Below are 19,763 nucleotides of genomic sequence, written 5' to 3' on the forward strand. Positions count from 1 at the left end.
CTGCCTTTACGATGGCGGCAGCCCAGTGTTGAGTCTGTCGGCAGGCACTCGTTCGATGCGGGTCCAGCCCCTCCAGCCCCGCTCCTCCAGGACCGCCAACAGCCGCGCAGCCTGCGGTGAGGACTCGACCATGGTTGAGTCCAGCAGGTCGACGAACTGGTCGTCGATGCCGTCGTCGGCACCGACCTCGCCGGCCTCCACAGCGCGAATCATCAAGCGCTCCATGATGTCGGCGACCTCGACGATCCGCGGATCGTTGGCCGGCCAGTCGAGTGCCCCGCTGAGAAGGCTGTAGAGCTTCACCATGTCGGGGTCGTTCAGCTCCTCGTGCTTCTTGGCGATCACGGAGTCGATCGAATGCGGCACCTGGGCGGCGATCATGATCCAGGCGTCCCGCTCCATCTCGATGTACCGCTCCTCAACGCCGAGACCTCGCAGCCGGTCGAGGTAGTCCACAACGCTCTGCGGAAGCGCCAGGTGCTCTCCGGCGGCAAGCCTGGCGAGTCGACTGCGAGTGTCCTGCAGCCGCCGGATCTCGGCGCGCAGGGCCTTGTCGATCTCCTGGACGCCGCCGGCGAACTCCTCCGGGCCGGCGTCGAGGAGTTCCTGCACCCGAGCCAGCGGCACACCGGCGTCTGCCAGGGTGCGGATCCGGATCAGTCGCACGACCGCGACAGCGTCGTAGGTCCGGTATCCGGACCGGTCGCGCTCGGGCTCCGCCAGCAACCCGATCCGGTGGTAGTGGCGTACCGCCCGCACCGTCACCCCGGCGTACGACGCAAGCTGGCTGATGGTGAGCATGGGTCTCAGCCTGCCTCAGGCGATCTTCCGGCGATAGGCGGCCATCGCGAAGATGTACGCCACGACGAGGATGCCGATGCACCACGCGAGGGCGGTCCAGATGTCGTCGCCGACCGGCTGCTGGGCGAACAGGTTGCGGATCGTGTTGACGATCGACGTCACCGGCTGATGTTCGGCGAACCAGCGCACCGGGCCGGGCATCGTCTTTGTGGGCACGAAAGCCGAACTGACGAACGGCAGGAAGATGAGGGGGTAGGCGAACGCGCCCGCGCCCTCGACCGACGACGCGGAGAGCCCGGGGATCACGGCGAGCCAGGTCAGCGCCAGGGTGAACAAGAGCAGGATGCCGGCGACCGCGAGCCATGCCGACACTCCTGCCCCTGAGCGGAAGCCCATGAGCACAGCGACACCCACGACGAGCACGAGCGCGATCAGGTTGGCGACCAGAGAGGTGACGACGTGGGCCCACAGCACACCCGACCGAGCGATCGGCATGGACTGGAATCGTTCGAAGATCCCGCTCTTCACATCGGTGAACAGCCGGTACGCGGTGTAGGAGATGCCTGAGGCGATGGTCATGAGCAGGATGCCGGGCAGCATGTAGTTCACATACGAAACCGACCCGGTGTCGATGGCGCCGCCGAACACGTAGACGAACATCAACATCATGGCGACCGGCGTGATGGCAGTCGTGATGATGGTGTCCATGCTGCGTGTGACATGGCGCAGGGTCCGCCCCGTGAGCGCGGCTGTGTCGTGGATGAAGTACGCGGTCATCCTCGTCCCCCAGCTGTCGTGACAGTGGCGTCGCTCTTTTCGCCGCCGCCAATGACCGAAAGGAAGATCTCCTCCAGAGTCGGCTGCTTCTCGACGTACTCGACCTTGGCGGGTGGGAAGAGCTGCTTGAGCTCGGCGAGGGTGCCGTTCACGATGATCCGACCCTGGTGGAGGATCGCGATCCGGTCGGCCAGCTGCTCGGCCTCGTCCAGATACTGCGTGGTGAGCAGTACCGTCGTTCCGTAGCCGGCAAGCTCCTTGACCGCATCCCACACCTCGATGCGCGCCTCGGGGTCGAGACCGGCCGTCGGCTCGTCCAGGAAAATCACCGGCGAATTCCCGATGAGGCTCATCGCGATGTCCAGCCGGCGGCGCATCCCACCCGAGTACGTGGACACTCGCCGCGCGCCCGCCTCGCTCAGCGAAAAACGCCCCAGCAGGTCATCCGCGATCGCGCCCGGGTCCTTGACGTGGCGCAGCCTGGCGACGAGGGCGAGGTTCTCCCGACCGCTGAGGATCTCGTCGACCGCCGCGAACTGTCCGGTGAGACTGATGGACTCCCGCACGTTCGCCGGTTGTGTGGCAACGTCGAAGCCATTGACGCTCGCCGCCCCCGCGTCGGCTTTCAGGAGCGTGGCGAGGATCCTCACGGTCGTGGTCTTGCCCGCCCCGTTGGAGCCGAGCAGGGCGAAGATGCTGCCCGGCGCCACGTCGAAGTCCACACCGCGCAGCACTTCGAGCTTCCCGTACGACTTCCTGAGACCTTGCACGCGAATCGCCGGACCGGCGATCGATTGGGCTGTCATGGTCAACTGCCTCCTTCGCGGAGCTGTCCAGGCGCCTGCGCGGAAGCTCCTCCGGAAGGATGGAGGGTTGACCCAGCGTCAAGGTCAAGCCCGTTCCGACCACGGCACCCAGATCGCCGACCGGCCAGACACACCGCAGCGATGACGGACCGCTCGCCCCGAGCTCGTTCGGCCGCGAACCCGCCATACTCATAACTGTCGGTGCACCACTCACGCGTCGGTTCGTGCGACTCACCGGTCAGAAATCAACGAACCCGCCTGCTTCCCCCGGCGGCCACGTCGACCACGTCGACCACGGAGAGACCAGCCTCGAGGCCGCCGCGGGAGCTGGCGGAGGAAACAGGCGTCACCGTCACTGCCGACGACCTGCGCCAGATCGGCGTCTGGGACGCCCCCGAGCGTGACCCGCGCGGCCGGTACGTCACCGTCGCCTACGTGACCGTCGTCCCCGTCGACACCACGATCACCGCCGGGGACGACGCCCGCACCGCCCACTGGTGGCCCCTGGACGACCTGCCGGAACGACTGGCCTTCGACCATGCCGCCGTCCTCCGTGCGGCCGTGGCATCGACCCTCTAAGCACCGCGCCCAATCCGTCAGAGCGCCGCACCTGCCCTTCCCGGTCAGGTCCGGCGCTCTGACGTTCCCGCCCTTTCACCAGCGACCTGGAGGCCCTTTCGTGCGCTGGACCCACCCGATTCGTCTGGTCTCATTCGGCTACCTGCACCTGCCCACCGGCCATTCACCCGCGGAAAGTCCGCGGTGAACGGCATCCCGCCTGCGTTCCAGCATCTTCACGCCCGCGTAGTAGACGCCGAAGCCACCACTCGCGCGCTGTGGGAGGACAACGACCGGCTCCGCGAGCGCGTCGCCGTCTATGCCCAGGTCATCCACGAACTGCGCACCGAGCTGGACCGGCGCACCGACACCAGCACCCAGCGCAGCCCCGTCCGGAGCCTTCCTACCAGCATCACTTGACGCATGAGGCAGACACGGCCTGCCTAAGGACGTCGAAGGGACGGGTGACCGGCGACGTCCCCACCAGGGTCGTCGGCGAGTACGACGGACACGGTGATCCGCTTGCCCACCGGTTCACGGTGAACGCAGAAGGTCTGGGACACCGCCATCACGATCTCAAGGCCGTGCCGACCGACCCGCTCCGGGTCGGCCGCCTGGACCGACGGCTGCGTGGTGCTGCTGTCCCACACGCTGATCCGGACGGCACTCTCGTTGATCTCCAGGTCCAGCAGGCACGGGCCCGGAGCGTATTTGCGGGCGTTGGTCACCAGCTCGCTCACCACCAGCTGCACCATGCCCATCGCCCGCGCCGACACCGGCAGCCCGTGCTCAGCCTGCACAGACGTGAGGAAGACGCGGGCCAGGTCCCGGGCCTCTGCGATGTCCGCGCTGCCCTCGAGGGGTGGGACCGGAATACGAGCGAAACGTGCCACACGTCAGCGGTCAGGACGTCACGGGCACGAACCGGTTTCGTAGGCGGTGGCGAGCACGTCCGCCGACTCGAAGAGACGACAACGCGGACACTGAGGTTGTTTCATAGGTGGTCGCTCGTGAAACACGGCGACGGTCGCCGATCATGCAGGGCGCCGATGAGGGTGGCCGGGATGCCGGACAGGCCGAAGCCGCCGACTGCCAGCGAGGCCCCGTTGGGGATGTCGGCGACCGCCGCGGCGGCGCTCGCGCTGACCTTGTTCACGTAGGGGGTCCTTCCGGTCGGAGGTCAGTTGGCGGTCAGTCGGAGGCAGGCCGCAGGGCATCGGAGATGGACTTGGAGCCGCCGTGTGCGGTGAAGCCGCCGTCTACGGGGATCTCCGTGCCGGTGATGAAGGAGGCGTCGTCGGAGAGGAGGAAGACCACCAGCGGGGTGATCTCGTCGACGGTGCCGGTGCGGGCCAGCGGCGTCTCGCGGATGTTCGCCTCGCGGAAGGCGGGCGCGGCGGAGGCGGTCATCTCGGTCTCGATGAAGCCGGGATGGATGGTGTTCACGCGGATGCCCCGGGGGCCCAGCTCGACACAGGCCGCCTTGGACAGGCCGCGCAGCGCCCACTTGCTGGCCGTGTACGCGACCGGGTAGTGCCCGGTGAGCCCGGCGGAGGAGCCGACGTTGACGATCGACGAGCCCGGCGGCATCAACGGCGCCAGGTGCTGGATGGCAAGGAGCGGGCCGGTGACGTTGACGGCGTGGACGCGGGCGAAGTCCTCGGGCGTGACCTCGTGGAGTCTCGCGCGCCAGGTGATGCCGGCGTTGTTGACCAGGCCGTGGACCTCGCCGTACTGGCAGCGCAGCTCTTCGGCGAGCGCCGCCCACTCCTTCGCGTCGGTGACGTCCAGGCGCCGACAGCCCGGAGCCTGAGTCACATCGGTGGCGACGACCACCGCCCCCGCGCGGGTCAGCGCCTCGGCCTCGGCCGCGCCCTGCCCACGCGCGGCTCCGGTGACGATCACGACCTTGCCGTCCAGCCTGCTCACGGCCCCGCCGTTCACGGGCGCAGCCGCGGGCGCTTGCGGGCCCGGGGGACCGGTACCGGTCCAGCGCCGGGCACGACGGTGTTGGTGACGGTGCCGATGCCCTCGACGGTGAGGGCGACGGTGTCACCGGGCTTCAGCGGTGGCGGATCCTGGCGGCCGCGTACGCCCCACAGCTCGGCCAGGCAGCCGCCGTTGCCGCAGGTGCCGGAGCCGAGCACATCGCCGGGACGGACGTATGTGCCGCGCGAGGCGTAGGCGACCATCTCCTCGAAGGTCCAGCTCATGTTGGACAGCAGGTCCTTGCCGACCACATCACCGTTGATCTCCGCGGTCAGCGCCAGACGCAGGAACCCGTCCGTGTCCCGGTACGGCTCCAGCTCGTCGGCGGTGACCAGGTAGGGGCCGAGGGTGGCGGCGGTGTCCTTGCCCTTGCAGGGGCCCAACCCCACCTTCATCTCGGCGGACTGAAGGTCACGGGCGGACCAGTCGTTGAAGATCGTGTATCCGATGATGTGGTCGCGGGCCCGCTCGGGCGTCAGGTCGCGGCCCTCGTGGCCGATGACGGCGGCGACTTCGAGTTCGAAGTCCAGGACCGAGGAGCCGGGCGGCACGGGCACGTCGTCGTGCGCGCCGATGACGGCGTACGGATTGGTGAAGTAGAAGGTCGGCGCGTCGTACCAGGCGTCGGGGACCCCGGCCGTGTTGTCGATGCTGCGTCGTACGCCCTCGACGTGTTCCTCGAAGGTGACGAAGTCCCGTACGGACGGCGGCTGGAAGGGCGGCAGCAGTCGCACCTGCGAGACATGCGGGCCGCCCGGCACGGCCTGCGTGGCGTTGCCCGCCTCGCGCAGCGCCGCGGGGCCCGCCCCGAGCAGGTCGAGCAGCGAGGCACGGCCGGGGAAGGGGTGGAGGGTGCCGTCGTCCCCGACGGTGGCGACGCTGTGGCGGCCGTGGTGTTCGTACGTGGCGAAGCGCATGGCATTCCTGAAGTCCGGGGGCCGGGGACGGGGGCGAGTCAGGGCATGGACCGTTCCGCGCCCCCGGCGCCGAGCCGAGAGGGATCAGACCGGCGGGGCGACGAAGACACCGCGGTCAACGTCGTTGAAGGACTCCTTGGCTACCAGTTCGTTCATGGGGTTGGCGGTGCCCCACTGGTCGGTGACTTCGGGCCGGGAGAAGTCGTAGACGTGCGGATGCCAGGTGTCCTCGTCGAGTTCCTCCAACTCCGTTGTGTACTCGACGGTGTTGCCGTGCGGGTCGAGGAAGTACGTGAAGGTGTTGTCGCCGGCCATGTGCCGGCCCGGGCCCCAGATCTTGCGGGCACCGGAGCGCATCACGCGTCCCGAGCCGCGCATGTACTCGTCCAGGCCGCGCATCTCGAACGAGACGTGGTGCAGGGAGGTGTGTGGCCCCTTGGCGAGGGCCATCGAGTGGTGCTGGTTGCTGATCCGCATGAAGTGCATGACCTCGCCCATGTGCGGGGAGCTGAGCGTGTCGGACAGCCGGAAGCCGAGGTGGCGCTCGTACCAGGCGCGGGTGGCGTCCAGGTCTGGGGAGTTGAGGACGACGTGTGAGAGGCGGACGGGGATGGCCTCCTTCTCCTCGATACGCCGGTGCTGCCGGGCCTCGACCAACGCCGAGACCTCGACGGTGCGGCCGTCGCCGTCGAAGAAGCGGAAGCCGTAGCCCCCGCCGGGGGTGTCGACCTTGCCCGGCTGCGAGATCAACCGCACGCCCTCCGCGAGGAGTTGCCCGGCGAGCGTGTCCACGTCGGTGGCCGACGCGGCGCCGTAGGAGACGAGGTCGAGCCGCTTCTCCTCGGCCTTGCGGAGCCGTACGACGTACTGCTCGGGGCTGCCCTCGGCGGCCAGGAAGGAGATGCCCGAGTCCTCGGCGACCTTGGTCAGGCCCCAGACTCCGGCGTAGAAGTCGAGCTGCTTGTCGTAGTCGGGCACGGCGAGGTCGACGTGCCGCAGGTGGGTGAGCAGGCGAGTGGGCGAATCGTCGGTCATGTCGGGGCTCCTCAGGAGAGGCGCAGCAGCGCTGCCGCGTTGCCGCCGCGTACGGCGTGGAAGTGGGGGTCGGGCAGGTCCGCGGCGGCGCGCAGCGCGCCGACCGGATCCTCGGTGCCCATGTCGAAGGGGAAGTCCGAGCCGAGCAGGACCCGGTCGGGGCCGGCCACCCGGATCAGCTCGCGCAGGACGTGCGGGTCGTGGACGAGCGAGTCGAAGTACAGCCGCTTGAGGTAGCTGCTCGGCTCGAACGCGCAGCCCCGCGTGTCCGGTCTGGTCCGCCAGGCGTGGTCGGAGCGGCCGATGTGGGTGGGCAGGTAGCCGCCGCCGTGCGCGGCGATCACCTTCAGGCCAGGGTGGCGGTCCAGCACGCCGGAGAAGATGAGGTGGGAGAGCGCGACGGCGTTCTCGGTGGGCTGCCCGACCGTGTTGGACAGGTACCAGCGGTCCAGGCGCTCGTCGAGCGTGCAGCCGAAGGGGTGCAGGAAGAGCACGGCGCCGGCCTCCTCGGCGCGCGTCCAGAAGGGCGCGTACGCCGGGTCCGACAGCTCCAGGCCGGGCGCGTGCGAGGAGATCTCCACACCCAGCAGCCCCTGCGCGAGGGCGTGGTCCAGCGCCTCCACGGCCAGCACCGGATGCTGCAGCGGCACCAGACCGAGGCCGAGGAGCCGTTCGGGGGCCCCCGCGACGTGCGCGGCGGTGCCGGAGTTGGCCAGCTCCCACACCGTGCGGGCCAGGCCCTCGTCGGCCCAGTAGTGGTAGTGCGAGGGGGACGGCGAGACCAGTTGGACGTCGACGCCGGCGGCGTCCATCGCGGTGAGCCGGGCCTTGACGTCGGTCAGTCGAGGGATGCGGTCGCGGACCATCGGGCCGCTGACGGCGAGCGCCTCGGGGCCGTTTCGGCGGGCGTCGAGGCTGCGGGCGGCGGCCAGCCCGGGGTGTCCGGCGACTGCCTGCTCGACCTGTGGAAGCAGGACGTGCGCGTGGACGTCGATGGTGGGGGTGGCCGGGGTCGTCACGGGGTCTCCTTCAGGACGGACATCGTGCGGCCGATCAGGCCGGGCACGTCGGCGTCACGGACGCCGTCCAGCTGCCACTGGCCGAGCAGCACCGAGGCCTCGACGACCGTGCGGACACGGTCGATGCGGCGCTCGTGGTAGCGGGTCAGCAGGTCGTCGAGGGTGTCGAGGGAATCCCACGACTCCTCCGCGCTCAGCAGCTCGGCCAGTACGGAGGCATCCTCCAGCGACATGGCCGCGCCCTGCGCGAGGGTGGGCGGGCAGGCATGGGCGGCGTCGCCGACCAGCACGACCCGGCCGCGGTGCCAGGAACCCTCGACGAGCAGCCGGTCGAACCAGGTGTAGTTGACCTTCGCAGGGTCGGTGATGCTGGCGGCGATCTCGGGCCAGGCGCCGCCGTACGGAGCTGCGAGGCGTCGCATCTCGTCCGCGTACGAGGCCGGGTCGATGGAGGCGCGGTCGCGGTTGGCCTCGACGAGATAGGCGTAGATGGTGCTCTCGCTGGTGGGGCAGTAACCGGCGATGTAGCAGGGCCCGCCGTAGGCCAGGTCCGTGCGCTCCACGCCCGCCGGGCGGGGTGCGGCGATGCGCCAGATGGCCATGCCGGTCGGCTCGGGTTTCTCACTGATGCCGATCATCGCGCGGGTCAGGGAGTTGAGACCGTCGGCGGCGATGACGAGGTTGTAGCGGCCCTCGGTGCCGTCGCTGAAGCGAGCGGTGACGCCGGCCCCGTCCTGGACCAGCTCGTCGGCGGTGGTGCCGAGGCGGACCGTCGCACCGCTCGCCCGGACCGCCTCGCACAGGATCTCCTGGAGCCGGGGCCGCCGCATGCCGATGGTCGCGGGCAGGTCGTCGCCGCCGGTACGGATGTCCTGCTGGACGTGGAACACATGGCCGTCGGGCGTGGCCAGGCCCACGGAGTCGAAGGTGTAGCCGCTCTCTTGGACCTTGTCCCACACGCCCAGTCCGCGCAGTACGCGCAGCGCGTTGCCCTGGAGGGTGATGCCGGAGCCGAGGACGTTCCAGTCGGGCCTGGCCTCGATCAGGTCCACGGTGATGCCCGCTCGCCGCAACAGCACGGTCACGGCGTTGCCGGAGGCGCCGCCGCCGATGACGAGGACGGTGCGGGGGCGGGGGTCGGTCATGGGATCTCCCTGCGGTGGGGCCGCGCGACTTCGAGCGGCAGGGGTGGTGGTGCGAGCCGGACGGGTGCGGCTGTCGGGGCGGCCCACTCCGCCGGTCCGGGGCGTTACTTGACGGCGATCGGGTTCACGGGGGAACCGACGGCCCCGGTGATGGGCAGCGGAGCGGCGGTGAGCCAGAACTCGTACCGCCCGTCGGCCGCACAGTGCTCGGCCAGCGCGTCGAGGTCCCACATCTCGCCGATGAGCAGGCCGATGTTGGGGATGGCGACCTGGTGCAGCGGCTGGAAGGCGTGGTCGAACTCGTTGGGCCGGACCTCGAAACCCCAGGTGTCGGTGGCGATCCCGGCGATCTCGCTGCCGTGCAGCCAGCCGGCGGTGGTGAAACTCAGCCCGGGCGAGGGACCGCCCGCGTACTCGCCCCAGCCGTCACGCTTGGCGCGGGTCAGCCGTCCGGTGCGGACGAGGACGAGGTCGCCGCGGCCGACGGTGACGCCGTGCGCCTCGGCGCTGGCGGTCAGGTGCTCCTCGGTGATGGCGAAGCCGTCGGGCAGTTCGCCGTTCTCGCCGACGACCAGACCCACATCGAGGAGGACGCCCCTCCCGGCCACGTACGGCGCCATGTGCTCGATGCCCGTGACGAGGTCGCCGTCGGAGGTGACGACCTTCTCGGCGGCCCGCCCGTTCCATGCCTTGCCATGGTCGAAGATGTGACCGAGGCCGTCCCACTGGGTGGAGCACTGCAGCGGCATCGCGATCACGTCGTCGGCGCCGCCCATGCCGTGCGGGAATCCCTGGTTGCCCAGGGCGGCGTCGGTGCCGGTGTCGAGCATGGTGTGCACCGGATTCGTACGTCGCCGCCAGCCCTTCTGCGGGCCGTTCATGTCGAAACGCTGGGAGAGCGAGAAGCTGACCCCGTCGCGGACGAGGGCCGCGCCCTCGCGGCGCTTTCCGGCGTCCAGGAAGTTGAGCGTGCCGAGGACGTCGTCCTCGCCCCAACGGCCCCAGTTCGAGTACGCCTTGGCGGCCTCGGCGATCGCGCCCTCGGCGTCTGCCGCATCAGGCACGGTGGCGCTGCCGCTCACGATGCCTCCTCCGCGACGCAGTGGGTGCGCTGGGCACCGAGCCCCGTGACGGATCCGTCCATCACGTCGCCGTCGCGCAGCAGCCGGCCCCAGTGCATGCCGTTCCCGGCCGGGCTGCCGGTCAACACCAGGTCACCGGGAAGGAGTTGGGAGGTCTGGGAGATGTACGAGACCAGACGCGCCACGCCGAAGATCATGTCCTTGGCGGACTCGTCCTGCATGGTGTCTCCGTTGAGCTTCAGGGTGACCTGCAGCTCGGACGGGTCGGCGACGGACCCGGCGGGGACGATCCAGGGGCCCAGCGGGGTGAAGCCGGGAGCGTTCTTGCAGCGCAGCCAGTCGGTGCCGATGGCGGGCATGTCCCGGCGGAAGACGGTGGCCCGGTCGGTGAGGTCGTTGGCGATGGTGTAGCCCGCGACGTGGTCAAGGGCCTCTTCCACCGTGACCCGGTAGGTGGGGCGGGAGATCACCGCGGCCAGCTCCAGCTCCCAGTCGGGCTTCTTGGCCCAGGCGGGCAGTACGACGTCGTCGTAGGGGCCGGTGATCGTGGTCGGCAGGCCGATGAAGACGTACGGGAGATCCTCGGTGGCCCGCTTGTCCATGATCGCCGCGATCTCGGCGATGGCCTCCTCGGCGGTGCGCGGGTCGTCCGGGGAGCGGTGCGCGACCTCCAGGTCGATCACGTGCTGCCGGTAGTTGGCGCCGGACTGGAAGATCTGCCGGGGCTCGACGGGCGCGTGCACGGACAGGTCGTCCAGCGGCAGCCAGTCACCGGCCGGCTCGTCCGCGAGGCCGCGCAGGCGAGGCAGTTCCTCGTCCCAGCGCTCCAGGAGAGCGAGGGTGGTCAGGGCGGGTTCGTCCAGTGCCGTACGCAGGTCGAGCACGCGGCCGTCCGGCAGCACGAGGCCGGGGAACGCGGCCCCGCCCGGAACGGAAAGAGTGCCGATGGCCAAGGGGCCGGCGAAGAGGGGCGCCGACGTGGCTGCGGATTTCACGGAGATGTCCTCCCGATTGCGAGGCCACTAATCTGACCCGTAGATTGCGATCAGGGAAATAGATTCCTTGGATGCCAGGCATCCAGGCGGCGAATACTCACGCCACCGTCTCCTGCTCCGTAAGGGATTTCGCGTGAACCTGGCCAGCCTGGACCTCAACCTCGTCGTCGCCCTGCGGGCCCTCCTGGAGGAGCGCAACGTCACCAACGCGGGCCGGCGCATCGGGCTCAGCCAGCCCGCCATGAGCGCCGCCCTGGCCCGGCTGCGCCGCCACTTCGGCGACGACCTGCTCTCCAGGGTCGGCGGACACTACGAACTGACCGCCCTCGGCCTGGCCCTCCTCGCCCGCACCGCCACCGCCTGCGACCTGCTCGAACGCGTCTTCACCAGCCAGGCGGTGTTCGACCCCGCCCGTGAGGAGCACGAGTTCACCCTGATCGCCTCCGACTACGCGGTGGCCGTCTTCGGTGCCGAACTCGCCCGCACCGCCCACACCGAGGCGCCGGGGATCAGGCTGCGCTTCAGGCAGCCCCCGACGGACCTCACCGAGAACACCGGGGCACTGCTGAGCACCGCCGACGGGCTGCTCCTGCCGCACGGCATCATCGGCGACTTTCCCGCCGTGGAGCTCTACCGGGACCGCTGGGTCTACCTCGTCGCCGACGACAACCCCGAGGTCGGCGAGCAGCTCACCCTCGACGACCTGGCCCGGCTGCCGTGGGTGACGTACCAGCGCACGTACGACGCACCCGCCGCCCGTCAGATCGGCATGCTCGGTATCGAGCCGCGCGTCGAAGTCTCCGTCGACAGCTTCCAGTTGATGCCCCTCCTGGTCGCGGGCACCCGCCGGGTCGCCCTGATCCAGGGGCATCTCGCCGACCGGCTCGACGGACTCGTCCCCGTACGGGTCATGGAACCGCCCTACGACGCCGTGCCGCTCCGGGAAGCCCTGTGGTGGCACCCGGTGCACACGCACGACGCGGCGCACATCTGGCTGCGGGAGACAGCGGCCCGGGTCGCCGAGACCATCCACGGCAAGGATGACCGCGATCCAGGAGATCGATCGGACAGAGCCTAGGCAGGGCCGGGCCGCTCACTCATAGTCGACCCCAGTTCTCCGCACGCCCCTCTTCCCGGGTCTCCGTTTCCCGTTGGCGTGCCGTCCCTCACCTCGCCACGTGGAGTTCCCGCATGCCCGCTTCCGTGCCTTTGCCCGCCTACGCGGAACCAGTGCCGCCGTCCGGTGCGATCCTTCCGACGTCCGGTGCCGCACACCGGCTGCGCGTCGCTCTCCTCATGGCCGGCAGCTGCCTGCCGATCCTCGGGGCCGTCCTGATCGCCCCCGTGCTGCCCAAGATGCAGGACCACTTCGCCGACGTGCCCGGCGCAGGCGCCCTGGTCCCGATGGCCCTCACCGTCCCTGCCCTGGCGCTGGGCTTGCTGGCACCCTTCGCGGGCGTCATCGTCGACCGGCTCGGCCGCAAGCGCCTGCTGATCGCCGCGACCGTGCTGTACTCGATCTTCGGCACCGCCCCGCTGTGGCTGGAGTCGCTGGGCGCCATCGTGGCCAGCCGCGCCCTGGTAGGTGTCGCCGAGGCCGCCATCATGACCTGCTGCACCACGCTGATCGGCGACTACTACAGCGGTCGGGTACGGGACCGCTACCTCGCCCTGCAGACCATGTGCGCCTCCGCCTCCGCGACCGCGTTCTTCGTCATCGGCGGTGCCGCGGGGTCGGCCGGCTGGCGGACCCCGTTCTGGATCTACGCCGTCAGCCTGCTCATCGCCCCGCTCATGGCCATCGGGCTGCCGAAGCCGACCGCGGCCACCGGTGCCGCCGCCGAGGACGGGGACGGGGAGAGCACGGACACCACGGTCGCGCCGAAGCGCTCCTTCCCCTTCCGGCAGCTGGCCGGGATCTGCGGACTCACCGTGTTCGGGGCCCTCGTCTTCTACACCGTCCCGGTGGAGATGTCCTACCTGTTGGACGACCTCGGCGTGACGGCGACCAGCGTGATCGGGCTGGCCACAGCGATCGCCAGCGCCGCCACCGTGGCCGGCGCGATCACCTTCGCCAAGCTGCGCGGGGCCCCGGGGCCCCGGCTGCCACTCGTCTTCGCCCTGTGCTCGGCCGGGTTCGCGGTGATGTGGCTCGCCAACAGCGCGCCGCTGCTGATCGCCGGCGCCGTACTCAACTGCCTCGGCACCGGTCTCCTGCTGCCTTCCCTGCTCACCATCGCCATGTCCAGGCTGGACTTTGCCGACCGAGGCCGTGGCACCGGCCTGTGGACCGCGTCGTTCTTCATCGGCCAGTTCATCTGCCCGCTGGCGCTGATCGCGGCCGAGTCCGCCCTCGGCACCCTGGCCTCCGCCGTCGGCCTGCTCGGCCTGACCTCGGCCGTCGTCGCGGCAGGCCTCTTCCTGACCGCCCGGCGCAGGGCCGCGGCCGCCGCACCGTTGCCCCAGTAGTAGGAAGCCGCCCTCGACGGGCGAGTCGAGGGCGGCGCTGTCCGGTACGGACCAGGTCCAGGCGGTGAGGCCGGTTTGCAGAACAAGGGTTAGGGTCGTGGCTGACCATTGTCACTGGAGGGGATCCGAGGATGAGCGGGATAGTTGCGGCAGTCAGCAGCAACCCTGAGTACTCGTTCACCAAGCCGAACCGGGACAGCATCAAGCTGCTCGCCGGGCTCGGTGTGGAGGGTGATGTGCATGCCGGCGTGACGGTCAAGCACCGCTCTCGGGTCGCACAGGACCCCACCCAGCCGAACCTGCGCCAGGTCCACCTCATCCATGAAGAGCTCTTCGCCGAGGTCAGTGCAGAGGGATTCAAGGTGATGCCTGGTGACCTCGGCGAGAACATCACCACCCGCGACATCGATCTGCTGGGTCTGCCGGTGGGCACGCTTCTGCGCATTGGCGACCATGCGGTGCTGGAGGTGACTGGCCTGCGCAATCCCTGCCTGCAGATCGACAACTTCCAGGATGGGCTGCTGAAGCAGGTTGTCGACCGCGATGAGGCCGGGAACGTCGTGCGCAGGGCCGGAATCATGAGCATCGTGAAGCAGGGCGGCGCGGTGCGCCCGGGCGACACGATCAAAGCGGAGCTTCCCAGCGGACCGCACCGGCCTCTGGATCGGGTCTGACGTCTCCTTTGGGCGAGTCGTGACGTGGCATCGGCCGCACGGGTTCTTGTGGTGTGAGCATCAAGCAGGCCCGCGCGGCCATGGCGCATCACGCCTTCTGCGGGCTCTCGCCAGCATCTCGGCGAGTCGATTGAACAACTCGCGCCACGCTGGGAAGCGCGCTGTGAGTCCGCCGGCACGAACGGCGCCGGGGCAGCCGAGCCGCCAGGCCAACACGGCCCAACATCAATCGCGGGCCAGCTCGTTACACCCGGGCCGCTACTTGAGGAAGGGCGCCTGCGTCGGGACCATGCGGACTACCGACACACGATCCGCCAATTGATGGCGCAGGCGATCGTTCTCGACAACGCGACGGACTGGACGAACTTCATCAAGCGCGACTGGACCGCTACATCGGCAGTCGGCGAAGCGGCGGCTAAGAAGTCGGTGTCTCTCGTTCGTGAGCCCGGCATCATGGTCGTCGGTAGTTCATACGCGAGAGGACGAGTGCGACGGGTGTCTGAAGACGGACGGGCGACTTTGACCGAGCTGTGGCAGCAGCGTTGGCCCAGTTGCCCTCCGGTTGGGTACAAGCTCCGTGACCCGTATCGGGATGTCTGGGTACGCTTTCACAGCCTGCCGGAGTCGAAGCGGTACGCGGAGGACGAGAGCGAGTACACCGTCGTCCTGGAGCGTTACAACACCGTCCTCGATGAGTTGTTCGCTGGTGCGGACGTATATGTGATCACTCCGCTCTGGACGACCGAAACCGAGGTGCCGTCATCGCAACCCGTCACGGGGTATTGGCAGAGCCTGCTGGTGGAGGACGATCCTGACCCTGAGTTCCGCACGTACTGCCACCTCTTCGCCGCCCACCGGCCCTGGCAGCGCGGCTGCATCGACCAGTCACTCCGAGACATCGCCGACGACAAGGTGGCGGGAGTCCTCATCACCGACACTCGCATGCAGCGCATCCACCACCCCTACGACGGTGGCGCAGACGTCTTCCTCGCCACGTCTGACGAGCGGGACCGGATGCGCGATCGGCACGCCGACTGGCTTTCCAGTCATCCCTCGGGTCTCTGACCGGCTCGGATCGCCGCCCCGCTCAGAATGGTCTCCACCGCAAGTACCGGGTTGAGAGGCTCCACAAGTTCTTTGGTAGCGACGGCCACACGGCGCGCGGGTGCATCACCCTTCAGCAACGCGCTCACGTACTCGATGGCCTAATCCGTAGTTATGAGCGTTCCGTAGGAGCGGGTGGCTGTCGGAACGTTCGAGTACCAGACCGTGACATCCAGGTGCAGCCGGGCCATGGAAGCCTCAACGTAGATCGGTGCGCGGTCGTGGTGCTGGTGGTCACGTGCGTCAGGCGCATGCCTATCGACGGCCCGGCGTCGACGCCTATGCAAAGAGTGGCGGCGTCTGACGTTCGTGGCCACCACCATGCCTTGGCTATGACCAAGTGCAGCCAGCCGCTTTGGTCACTCGTTGGCGTTGGTGGTGTGAGCCCGCCGCATGGCGACCTCTCGATATGCCCGAGCCGAAGAGTTCCTGCACAGACCGAGGCCCGCGGGGTGCACTGGTGCCACGAACGGCTGGTGAGGTGGCGGACCGGTCCTCGTGCCGAGTCCTGGGATTAGGTCGCTGCATGGCCCGCATGCGCTCGTGACCAGCGCAAACGCCGAACTCCGGGGAGGGGAATCTTGATCTACTGCGGAATCGACTGGGCGGAACGAACCCACGACGTCGCCCTCGTCGACAACACCGGCCACCTGCTCGCCAAGCGTCACATCACCGACGACGCGGCCGGCTACAAGACCTTACTCGAGCTGCTCGCCGAGTACGGCGATACCGAGGAGAACCCGATCCCGGTCGCGATCGAGACCTCCCGCGGTCTGCTTGTGGCCGTGTTGCGGACCGGCAAGCGCAAGGTGTTCGCCATCAACCCGATGGCCGCCGCCCGCTACCGCGACCGGCACAGCGTCTCCCGCAAGAAATCTGATCCCGGAGACGCCCTGGTCCTGGCCAACATCCTCCGCACCGACATGCACGCCCACCGGCAGCTGCCCGACGACTCCGACCTCGGCCGCGCCATCGCCGTCCTCGCCCGAGCCCAACAGGACACTCTGTGGAACCGGCAGCAGCTCGCCAACCAGCTCCGTTCCCTGCTGCGCGAGTACTACCCCGCCGCCCTGGCCGCCTTCACCACCTGGACCAACGGCCTGTGCCGCCCCGAGGCCCGTGAACTCCTCAAGACCGCCCCGACTCCGACTCGGGCCTCACAATTGACCCGCACTCAGATCCAGACCGCATTCAAACGCACCGGCCGCCAGCGCGGCATTGAGGCAGAGGCCGAACGCCTCCGTGAGGTCTTCCGGGGCGAGTGGCCACACCAGCCGACGCTGGTCGAGGACACGCTCGGCAAGCAGATGCTCGCCCTCCTCATCCAGCTGGACGCCGCCTGCACCGCCGCCGACAGCCTCGCCCAGGCGGTGGAAGAGGCCTTCCCCCAGCACCCGGACGCCGAGATCCTGCTGAGCTTCCCCGGACTCGGCATCCAGCTCGCCGCCCGAGTACTGGCCGAGATCGGCGACGACCGCACCCGCTTCGCCGACGCCCGCGGCCTCAAGGCATGCGCCGGCTCCTCACCCATCACCCGCGCCTCCGGCAAGAAGTCCGCCATCCGGCTACTTGTGGGCCTTCTCCGCGCTTCGCCACTCGCCAGGAGCAGGAGCCCACTACCGGCGCCGACGCGAGCAGGGGGACTGGCACGCCGCCGCCCAGCGAAACCTCTTCAACCGCATGATCGGCCAGCTCTACCACTGCCTCCAGCAGGGTCGAACGTATGACGAAGCGCTCGCCTTCGGTCCTGCTCCAGCTACGGCCGCCGCGAACGCGGCCTGACCTCGTCAGCGGCGTGTGAGGCAGGCTTCGAGAGCAGCCCGCTGCTGCGGGGGTAGGTGATCGCCCAGGGGGACCTTGCGGGGGCTGCGATCACCTTCGCAGATCCAGCTCTGCTCATCCGTGTCGAACCACCAGTCCTCGCCGCCCCACATCGGGTGCCCTTGGAGCAACCGCCTGGCCAACGGCTCGCTCGCCTCGGGAGCCCCTGCAGCAACGAGGGCCTGGACGACGGCAGCCACCGCGTCCTCCGAGACCGCCGTGTCGCCCAGAACGGGCAGGAGGAGCAGGAGCCGGGCATGGGGGTCGATGATGCCAACAGCGGCCGCTGGCGCCTCCACCAGTGCGGAGAGCTCGGGCCAGCACAGCCCCGGGCCGATGCGGTCCTGATCGTCACTGGCCAGGACGAGATCCTGGCTCCAGTCGGGATGTGTGAGGAAGTAGTCCGTGGTTGTGAACTCCTCGCCGCTGTTGAAGTGCACGACGATCGCGAAGCCGTCGGCCAGCGGCACCGTGAACATGGGCCACGCCGACGGGTCGTGGAGCGTGCTCAGCATGGCGTCCGCGTCGCCCGCGTCCGATCCGAAGGCTTCCGGCGCGAACCCCTCAGCCAGGTCCGCCAAGTACGCGGGCCAGAAGCCCGGCTCATCCAGGAGCGCGTGCCCGTCCACGACGGGCGACGAGGAGTACCAGTGCCGTGCCATCACCATGCCGGGATTCTCTCCAAGCCCAGTCAGGACTGTTCGAAGACCCCGGCCCTCACGGCCGACCGACTTGACGGCATAGCAACGTGAGGTGTCTCCGCAGGCGAGAGCATCGGCAGCCTCTGGCGCAGTGTCCGCACAGCGTGCATGCGTCCGTTCGTAACGGCGACTTCGCAGAGTGCATCGTGCAGGTCGTCTGCTGCGGTACGCACCGGCAGCCCACGTACCCGGGCCCGGTAGTCGGTCTCCCACTCCCCTGTTTTCGCGGAGACGACGCCGATCTGGTGCAGTCCCCCGTCGACGCGGTCGACCAGGTACGGCCCATTACCGACCAGCATGTACCTCGAGTTCCGAGTGCGTACGAGCTCCTCGGACTGCCAGGAGACGATCACTGCGTCCGCGCTCACAGCCCGCCACTGCTGATAGTCGTGCTCCAACCGTTCTTCGACAGCCCGAACGGCGGCTTCTCGCTCGATCACGCGTGCAGCATCCCGTACCGGCCCCTCTGCCGACCAGTGAATTCGCACGGCCCAGCGCCACATATGAGGGGCTGACGGACCTTCTTGCTCAGGACTTACGACAGCTGCGGAACAAAGTGCTCTGCGCCAGTACACCAACCAGCACGCTGATCGCCGAGCGTCAAAGCCACCGTTCTGAACGGCGTTGGCGGTTGAGCTGGCAGATGGAATGATCGCCGTTCATGGACACGTTGCCGTTCGACGCGGTGCTGTGCGACTTCGACGGAGTCGTGCACCTGTGGGATCCCGACGGGATGAACTCGCTGGACCGGGCCTGGAGCCTGACCGAGGGCACGCTGGCAGCAGCGGCGTTCGATGGTGATCTTCTCCAGGCAGCCGTCACGGGGCGTCTGAGCGACGAACAGTGGCGGCGCCAGGTCGCCCAGGTCCTGGCTCCGGTCTGCGGATCACCTGAGCAGGCCCGGGAGCTCATCGAGGCATGGAGCGGACTCACCGGCCGAGTCGACACTGACGTTGTGGAGCTTCTAGCCGCACTCCGCACGAGGGTGCCGGTGGTCCTGGTTTCCAACGCGACCACCCGGCTGGAGGCATATCTTGCCGCGATCGGGCTGGACGAGGCGTTCGACGCAGTGATCAACACAGCCCGGATCGGGGTGGCCAAGCCCGACCGACGAGTCTTCGACATAGCCGCCCAGCAGGTCGGGGCCGATCTCAAGCGTTGTCTGTTCGTCGATGACACCGCTGGCCATGTCACCGCAGCCCAGGTGGCCGGTGCGACCGGCGTGCACTACCAGCACATCGAGCAACTGCGGGCCGCGGTCGCGCCGCTGCTGGATTGACTGGCCACCTGCCCAGCCTCCCTGCAGACGCTGGCTTCGGGTGCTGCTGAAACTCGCCGACCCTCCTGCACGCAAGTGCCGTTCAACGTTCCCAGAACTGACCCTTGGTGTTGCTACTTCTAGAAAGCCGACGCCGTTCAGCTACCTCCACATGTCCCACGACACCGACGGCCGCCCCGCCCCGCCGCAGGCCGACCGGATCGAGGACGTCCGCGACGGGCTCCGCGACCCGACCTCCGCCCGCGACATCCTCGACCTCGACGGCCATGACCTCTGCGTCCATGACGTCGTCCGCAACTCCCCCGGCGCCCTCGAACTCAACGCCAACCTCGCCGACTACGCCCACCTCCCCGCCAGCCCCCGCCAGCCCCCGCCACATAGCTATCGGATGCACAGGCGGCAAGCACCGAGTCGTTGACCGGACTACGGCGAGACATGCCGAGCAGGAGCGCATCCCCCGCTTGGCCTAAAGCGTGTTCCAAAAGGCCGTGATCAGGGCATTTCCCTTGTATGGCTGGGGTGTTGAGGGCTGATCCGTTGTGGGTGGAGACGTTCACGGGCCTGCGGATGCGGCAGTTCGAAGGCTTGTTA

Annotated in this window: 21 protein-coding genes and 3 pseudogenes; 10 read left to right on the top strand and 14 right to left on the bottom strand. The window is 68.9% G+C overall.

Annotation, left to right across the window (positions count from 1 at the left end; genetic code table 11):
• Positions 1-6: 6 nt before the first annotated feature.
• Genes RNB18_RS35740 through RNB18_RS35750 form a run of 3 tightly spaced genes read right to left on the bottom strand, consistent with a single transcriptional unit; the run spans position 7 to position 2,384 of the window.
• Positions 7-801 carry a helix-turn-helix domain-containing protein gene (locus RNB18_RS35740; protein ID WP_311718221.1) on the bottom strand — a complete coding sequence of 265 codons (795 nt, stop codon included), beginning with the start codon at positions 799-801 and terminating at the stop codon, positions 7-9.
• 15 nt (positions 802-816) lie between these two features.
• Entirely contained in the window at positions 817-1,578 is a 762-nt protein-coding gene (locus RNB18_RS35745) for an ABC transporter permease (protein ID WP_311718222.1), read from the bottom strand.
• Positions 1,575-2,384, bottom strand: coding sequence for an ABC transporter ATP-binding protein (locus RNB18_RS35750; RefSeq protein WP_311718224.1), 810 nt, complete (start codon positions 2,382-2,384; stop codon positions 1,575-1,577). The genes RNB18_RS35745 and RNB18_RS35750 overlap by 4 nt, the downstream gene beginning before the upstream one ends.
• Before the next feature lie 201 nt (positions 2,385-2,585).
• Between RNB18_RS35750 and RNB18_RS35755 the strand changes: the two genes are divergently transcribed.
• Together RNB18_RS35755 and RNB18_RS35760 are read left to right on the top strand one after the other, a co-directional pair.
• The gene (locus tag RNB18_RS35755) at positions 2,586-2,963 is read left to right on the top strand and encodes an NUDIX domain-containing protein (protein ID WP_311718225.1); all 378 of its coding nucleotides are present in this window, start codon (positions 2,586-2,588) and stop codon (positions 2,961-2,963) included.
• Between the two features lie 183 nt (positions 2,964-3,146).
• Positions 3,147-3,362 (top strand): hypothetical protein, encoded by a 216-nt coding sequence (locus RNB18_RS35760; RefSeq protein ID WP_311718226.1) that lies wholly within the window; start codon positions 3,147-3,149, stop codon positions 3,360-3,362.
• A gap of 23 nt (positions 3,363-3,385) precedes the next feature.
• Here the strand turns inward: RNB18_RS35760 and RNB18_RS35765 are convergent, their stop codons facing one another.
• The 9 genes and pseudogenes from RNB18_RS35765 to RNB18_RS35805 all read right to left on the bottom strand — a co-directional run bounded on the left by RNB18_RS35765 (position 3,386) and on the right by RNB18_RS35805 (position 11,124).
• Positions 3,386-3,835: an ATP-binding protein gene (locus tag RNB18_RS35765; RefSeq protein WP_311718227.1), complete on the bottom strand. Its 450-nt coding sequence runs from the start codon at positions 3,833-3,835 to the stop codon at positions 3,386-3,388.
• Between the two features lie 137 nt (positions 3,836-3,972).
• Positions 3,973-4,098 (bottom strand): annotated as a pseudogene (locus RNB18_RS35770) (CoA-transferase); the annotation flags it as partial.
• Between the two features lie 35 nt (positions 4,099-4,133).
• Complete coding sequence (locus tag RNB18_RS35775; RefSeq protein WP_311718228.1) at positions 4,134-4,871, bottom strand: SDR family NAD(P)-dependent oxidoreductase; 738 nt, start codon at positions 4,869-4,871, stop codon at positions 4,134-4,136.
• A gap of 11 nt (positions 4,872-4,882) precedes the next feature.
• On the bottom strand, positions 4,883-5,848 hold the full coding sequence (locus RNB18_RS35780; protein ID WP_311718229.1) for a fumarylacetoacetate hydrolase family protein: 966 nt from the start codon (positions 5,846-5,848) through the stop codon (positions 4,883-4,885).
• A gap of 84 nt (positions 5,849-5,932) precedes the next feature.
• A complete protein-coding gene (locus tag RNB18_RS35785; protein WP_311718230.1) occupies positions 5,933-6,883 on the bottom strand; it encodes a VOC family protein in 951 nt (316 codons plus the stop codon).
• Positions 6,884-6,894: 11 nt separating this feature from the next.
• Positions 6,895-7,902: an amidohydrolase family protein gene (locus RNB18_RS35790; protein WP_311718231.1), complete on the bottom strand. Its 1,008-nt coding sequence runs from the start codon at positions 7,900-7,902 to the stop codon at positions 6,895-6,897.
• On the bottom strand, positions 7,899-9,047 hold the full coding sequence (locus RNB18_RS35795) for an FAD-dependent oxidoreductase (RefSeq protein WP_311718232.1): 1,149 nt from the start codon (positions 9,045-9,047) through the stop codon (positions 7,899-7,901). Before RNB18_RS35795 ends, RNB18_RS35790 begins: the two co-directional genes overlap by 4 nt.
• A 104-nt stretch (positions 9,048-9,151) precedes the next feature.
• The gene (locus RNB18_RS35800) at positions 9,152-10,129 is read right to left on the bottom strand and encodes a cyclase family protein (protein ID WP_311718233.1); all 978 of its coding nucleotides are present in this window, start codon (positions 10,127-10,129) and stop codon (positions 9,152-9,154) included.
• Complete coding sequence (locus RNB18_RS35805) at positions 10,126-11,124, bottom strand: fumarylacetoacetate hydrolase family protein (RefSeq protein ID WP_311718234.1); 999 nt, start codon at positions 11,122-11,124, stop codon at positions 10,126-10,128. The genes RNB18_RS35800 and RNB18_RS35805 overlap by 4 nt, the downstream gene beginning before the upstream one ends.
• A gap of 133 nt (positions 11,125-11,257) precedes the next feature.
• Here RNB18_RS35805 and RNB18_RS35810 point away from each other — a divergent pair, with 133 nt between their 5' ends.
• The 5 genes and pseudogenes from RNB18_RS35810 to RNB18_RS35830 all read left to right on the top strand — a co-directional run bounded on the left by RNB18_RS35810 (position 11,258) and on the right by RNB18_RS35830 (position 17,153).
• Positions 11,258-12,202 carry a LysR family transcriptional regulator gene (locus RNB18_RS35810; protein WP_311718235.1) on the top strand — a complete coding sequence of 315 codons (945 nt, stop codon included), beginning with the start codon at positions 11,258-11,260 and terminating at the stop codon, positions 12,200-12,202.
• 113 nt (positions 12,203-12,315) lie between these two features.
• On the top strand, positions 12,316-13,593 hold the full coding sequence (locus RNB18_RS35815) for an MFS transporter (protein ID WP_311718236.1): 1,278 nt from the start codon (positions 12,316-12,318) through the stop codon (positions 13,591-13,593).
• A gap of 131 nt (positions 13,594-13,724) precedes the next feature.
• Positions 13,725-14,267 (top strand): MOSC domain-containing protein, encoded by a 543-nt coding sequence (locus RNB18_RS35820; protein ID WP_311718237.1) that lies wholly within the window; start codon positions 13,725-13,727, stop codon positions 14,265-14,267.
• A gap of 321 nt (positions 14,268-14,588) precedes the next feature.
• Positions 14,589-15,332 carry a DUF3885 domain-containing protein gene (locus RNB18_RS35825; protein ID WP_311718238.1) on the top strand — a complete coding sequence of 248 codons (744 nt, stop codon included), beginning with the start codon at positions 14,589-14,591 and terminating at the stop codon, positions 15,330-15,332.
• Positions 15,333-15,952: 620 nt separating this feature from the next.
• Positions 15,953-17,153, top strand: a pseudogene (locus tag RNB18_RS35830) (IS110 family transposase).
• Between the two features lie 5 nt (positions 17,154-17,158).
• Here the strand turns inward: RNB18_RS35830 and RNB18_RS35835 are convergent.
• Together RNB18_RS35835 and RNB18_RS35840 are read right to left on the bottom strand one after the other, a co-directional pair.
• Positions 17,159-17,860 carry a hypothetical protein gene (locus RNB18_RS35835; protein ID WP_311718239.1) on the bottom strand — a complete coding sequence of 234 codons (702 nt, stop codon included), beginning with the start codon at positions 17,858-17,860 and terminating at the stop codon, positions 17,159-17,161.
• 23 nt (positions 17,861-17,883) lie between these two features.
• On the bottom strand, positions 17,884-18,333 hold the full coding sequence (locus RNB18_RS35840; RefSeq protein WP_311718240.1) for a YrhB domain-containing protein: 450 nt from the start codon (positions 18,331-18,333) through the stop codon (positions 17,884-17,886).
• A 221-nt stretch (positions 18,334-18,554) separates the two neighbouring features.
• On the opposite strand from RNB18_RS35840, the gene RNB18_RS35845 reads away from it, so the two are divergent.
• The 3 genes and pseudogenes from RNB18_RS35845 to RNB18_RS53880 all read left to right on the top strand — a co-directional run.
• Entirely contained in the window at positions 18,555-19,172 is a 618-nt protein-coding gene (locus RNB18_RS35845; RefSeq protein ID WP_311718242.1) for an HAD family hydrolase, read from the top strand.
• Positions 19,173-19,323: 151 nt separating this feature from the next.
• Entirely contained in the window at positions 19,324-19,590 is a 267-nt protein-coding gene (locus RNB18_RS35850; protein ID WP_311718243.1) for a hypothetical protein, read from the top strand.
• A gap of 92 nt (positions 19,591-19,682) precedes the next feature.
• Positions 19,683-19,763 (top strand): annotated as a pseudogene (locus RNB18_RS53880) (IS5/IS1182 family transposase); the annotation flags it as partial.

The sequence above is a fragment of the Streptomyces doebereineriae genome (assembly GCF_031845645.1).
Taxonomy (GTDB): Bacteria; Actinomycetota; Actinomycetes; order Streptomycetales; family Streptomycetaceae; genus Streptomyces; species Streptomyces canus.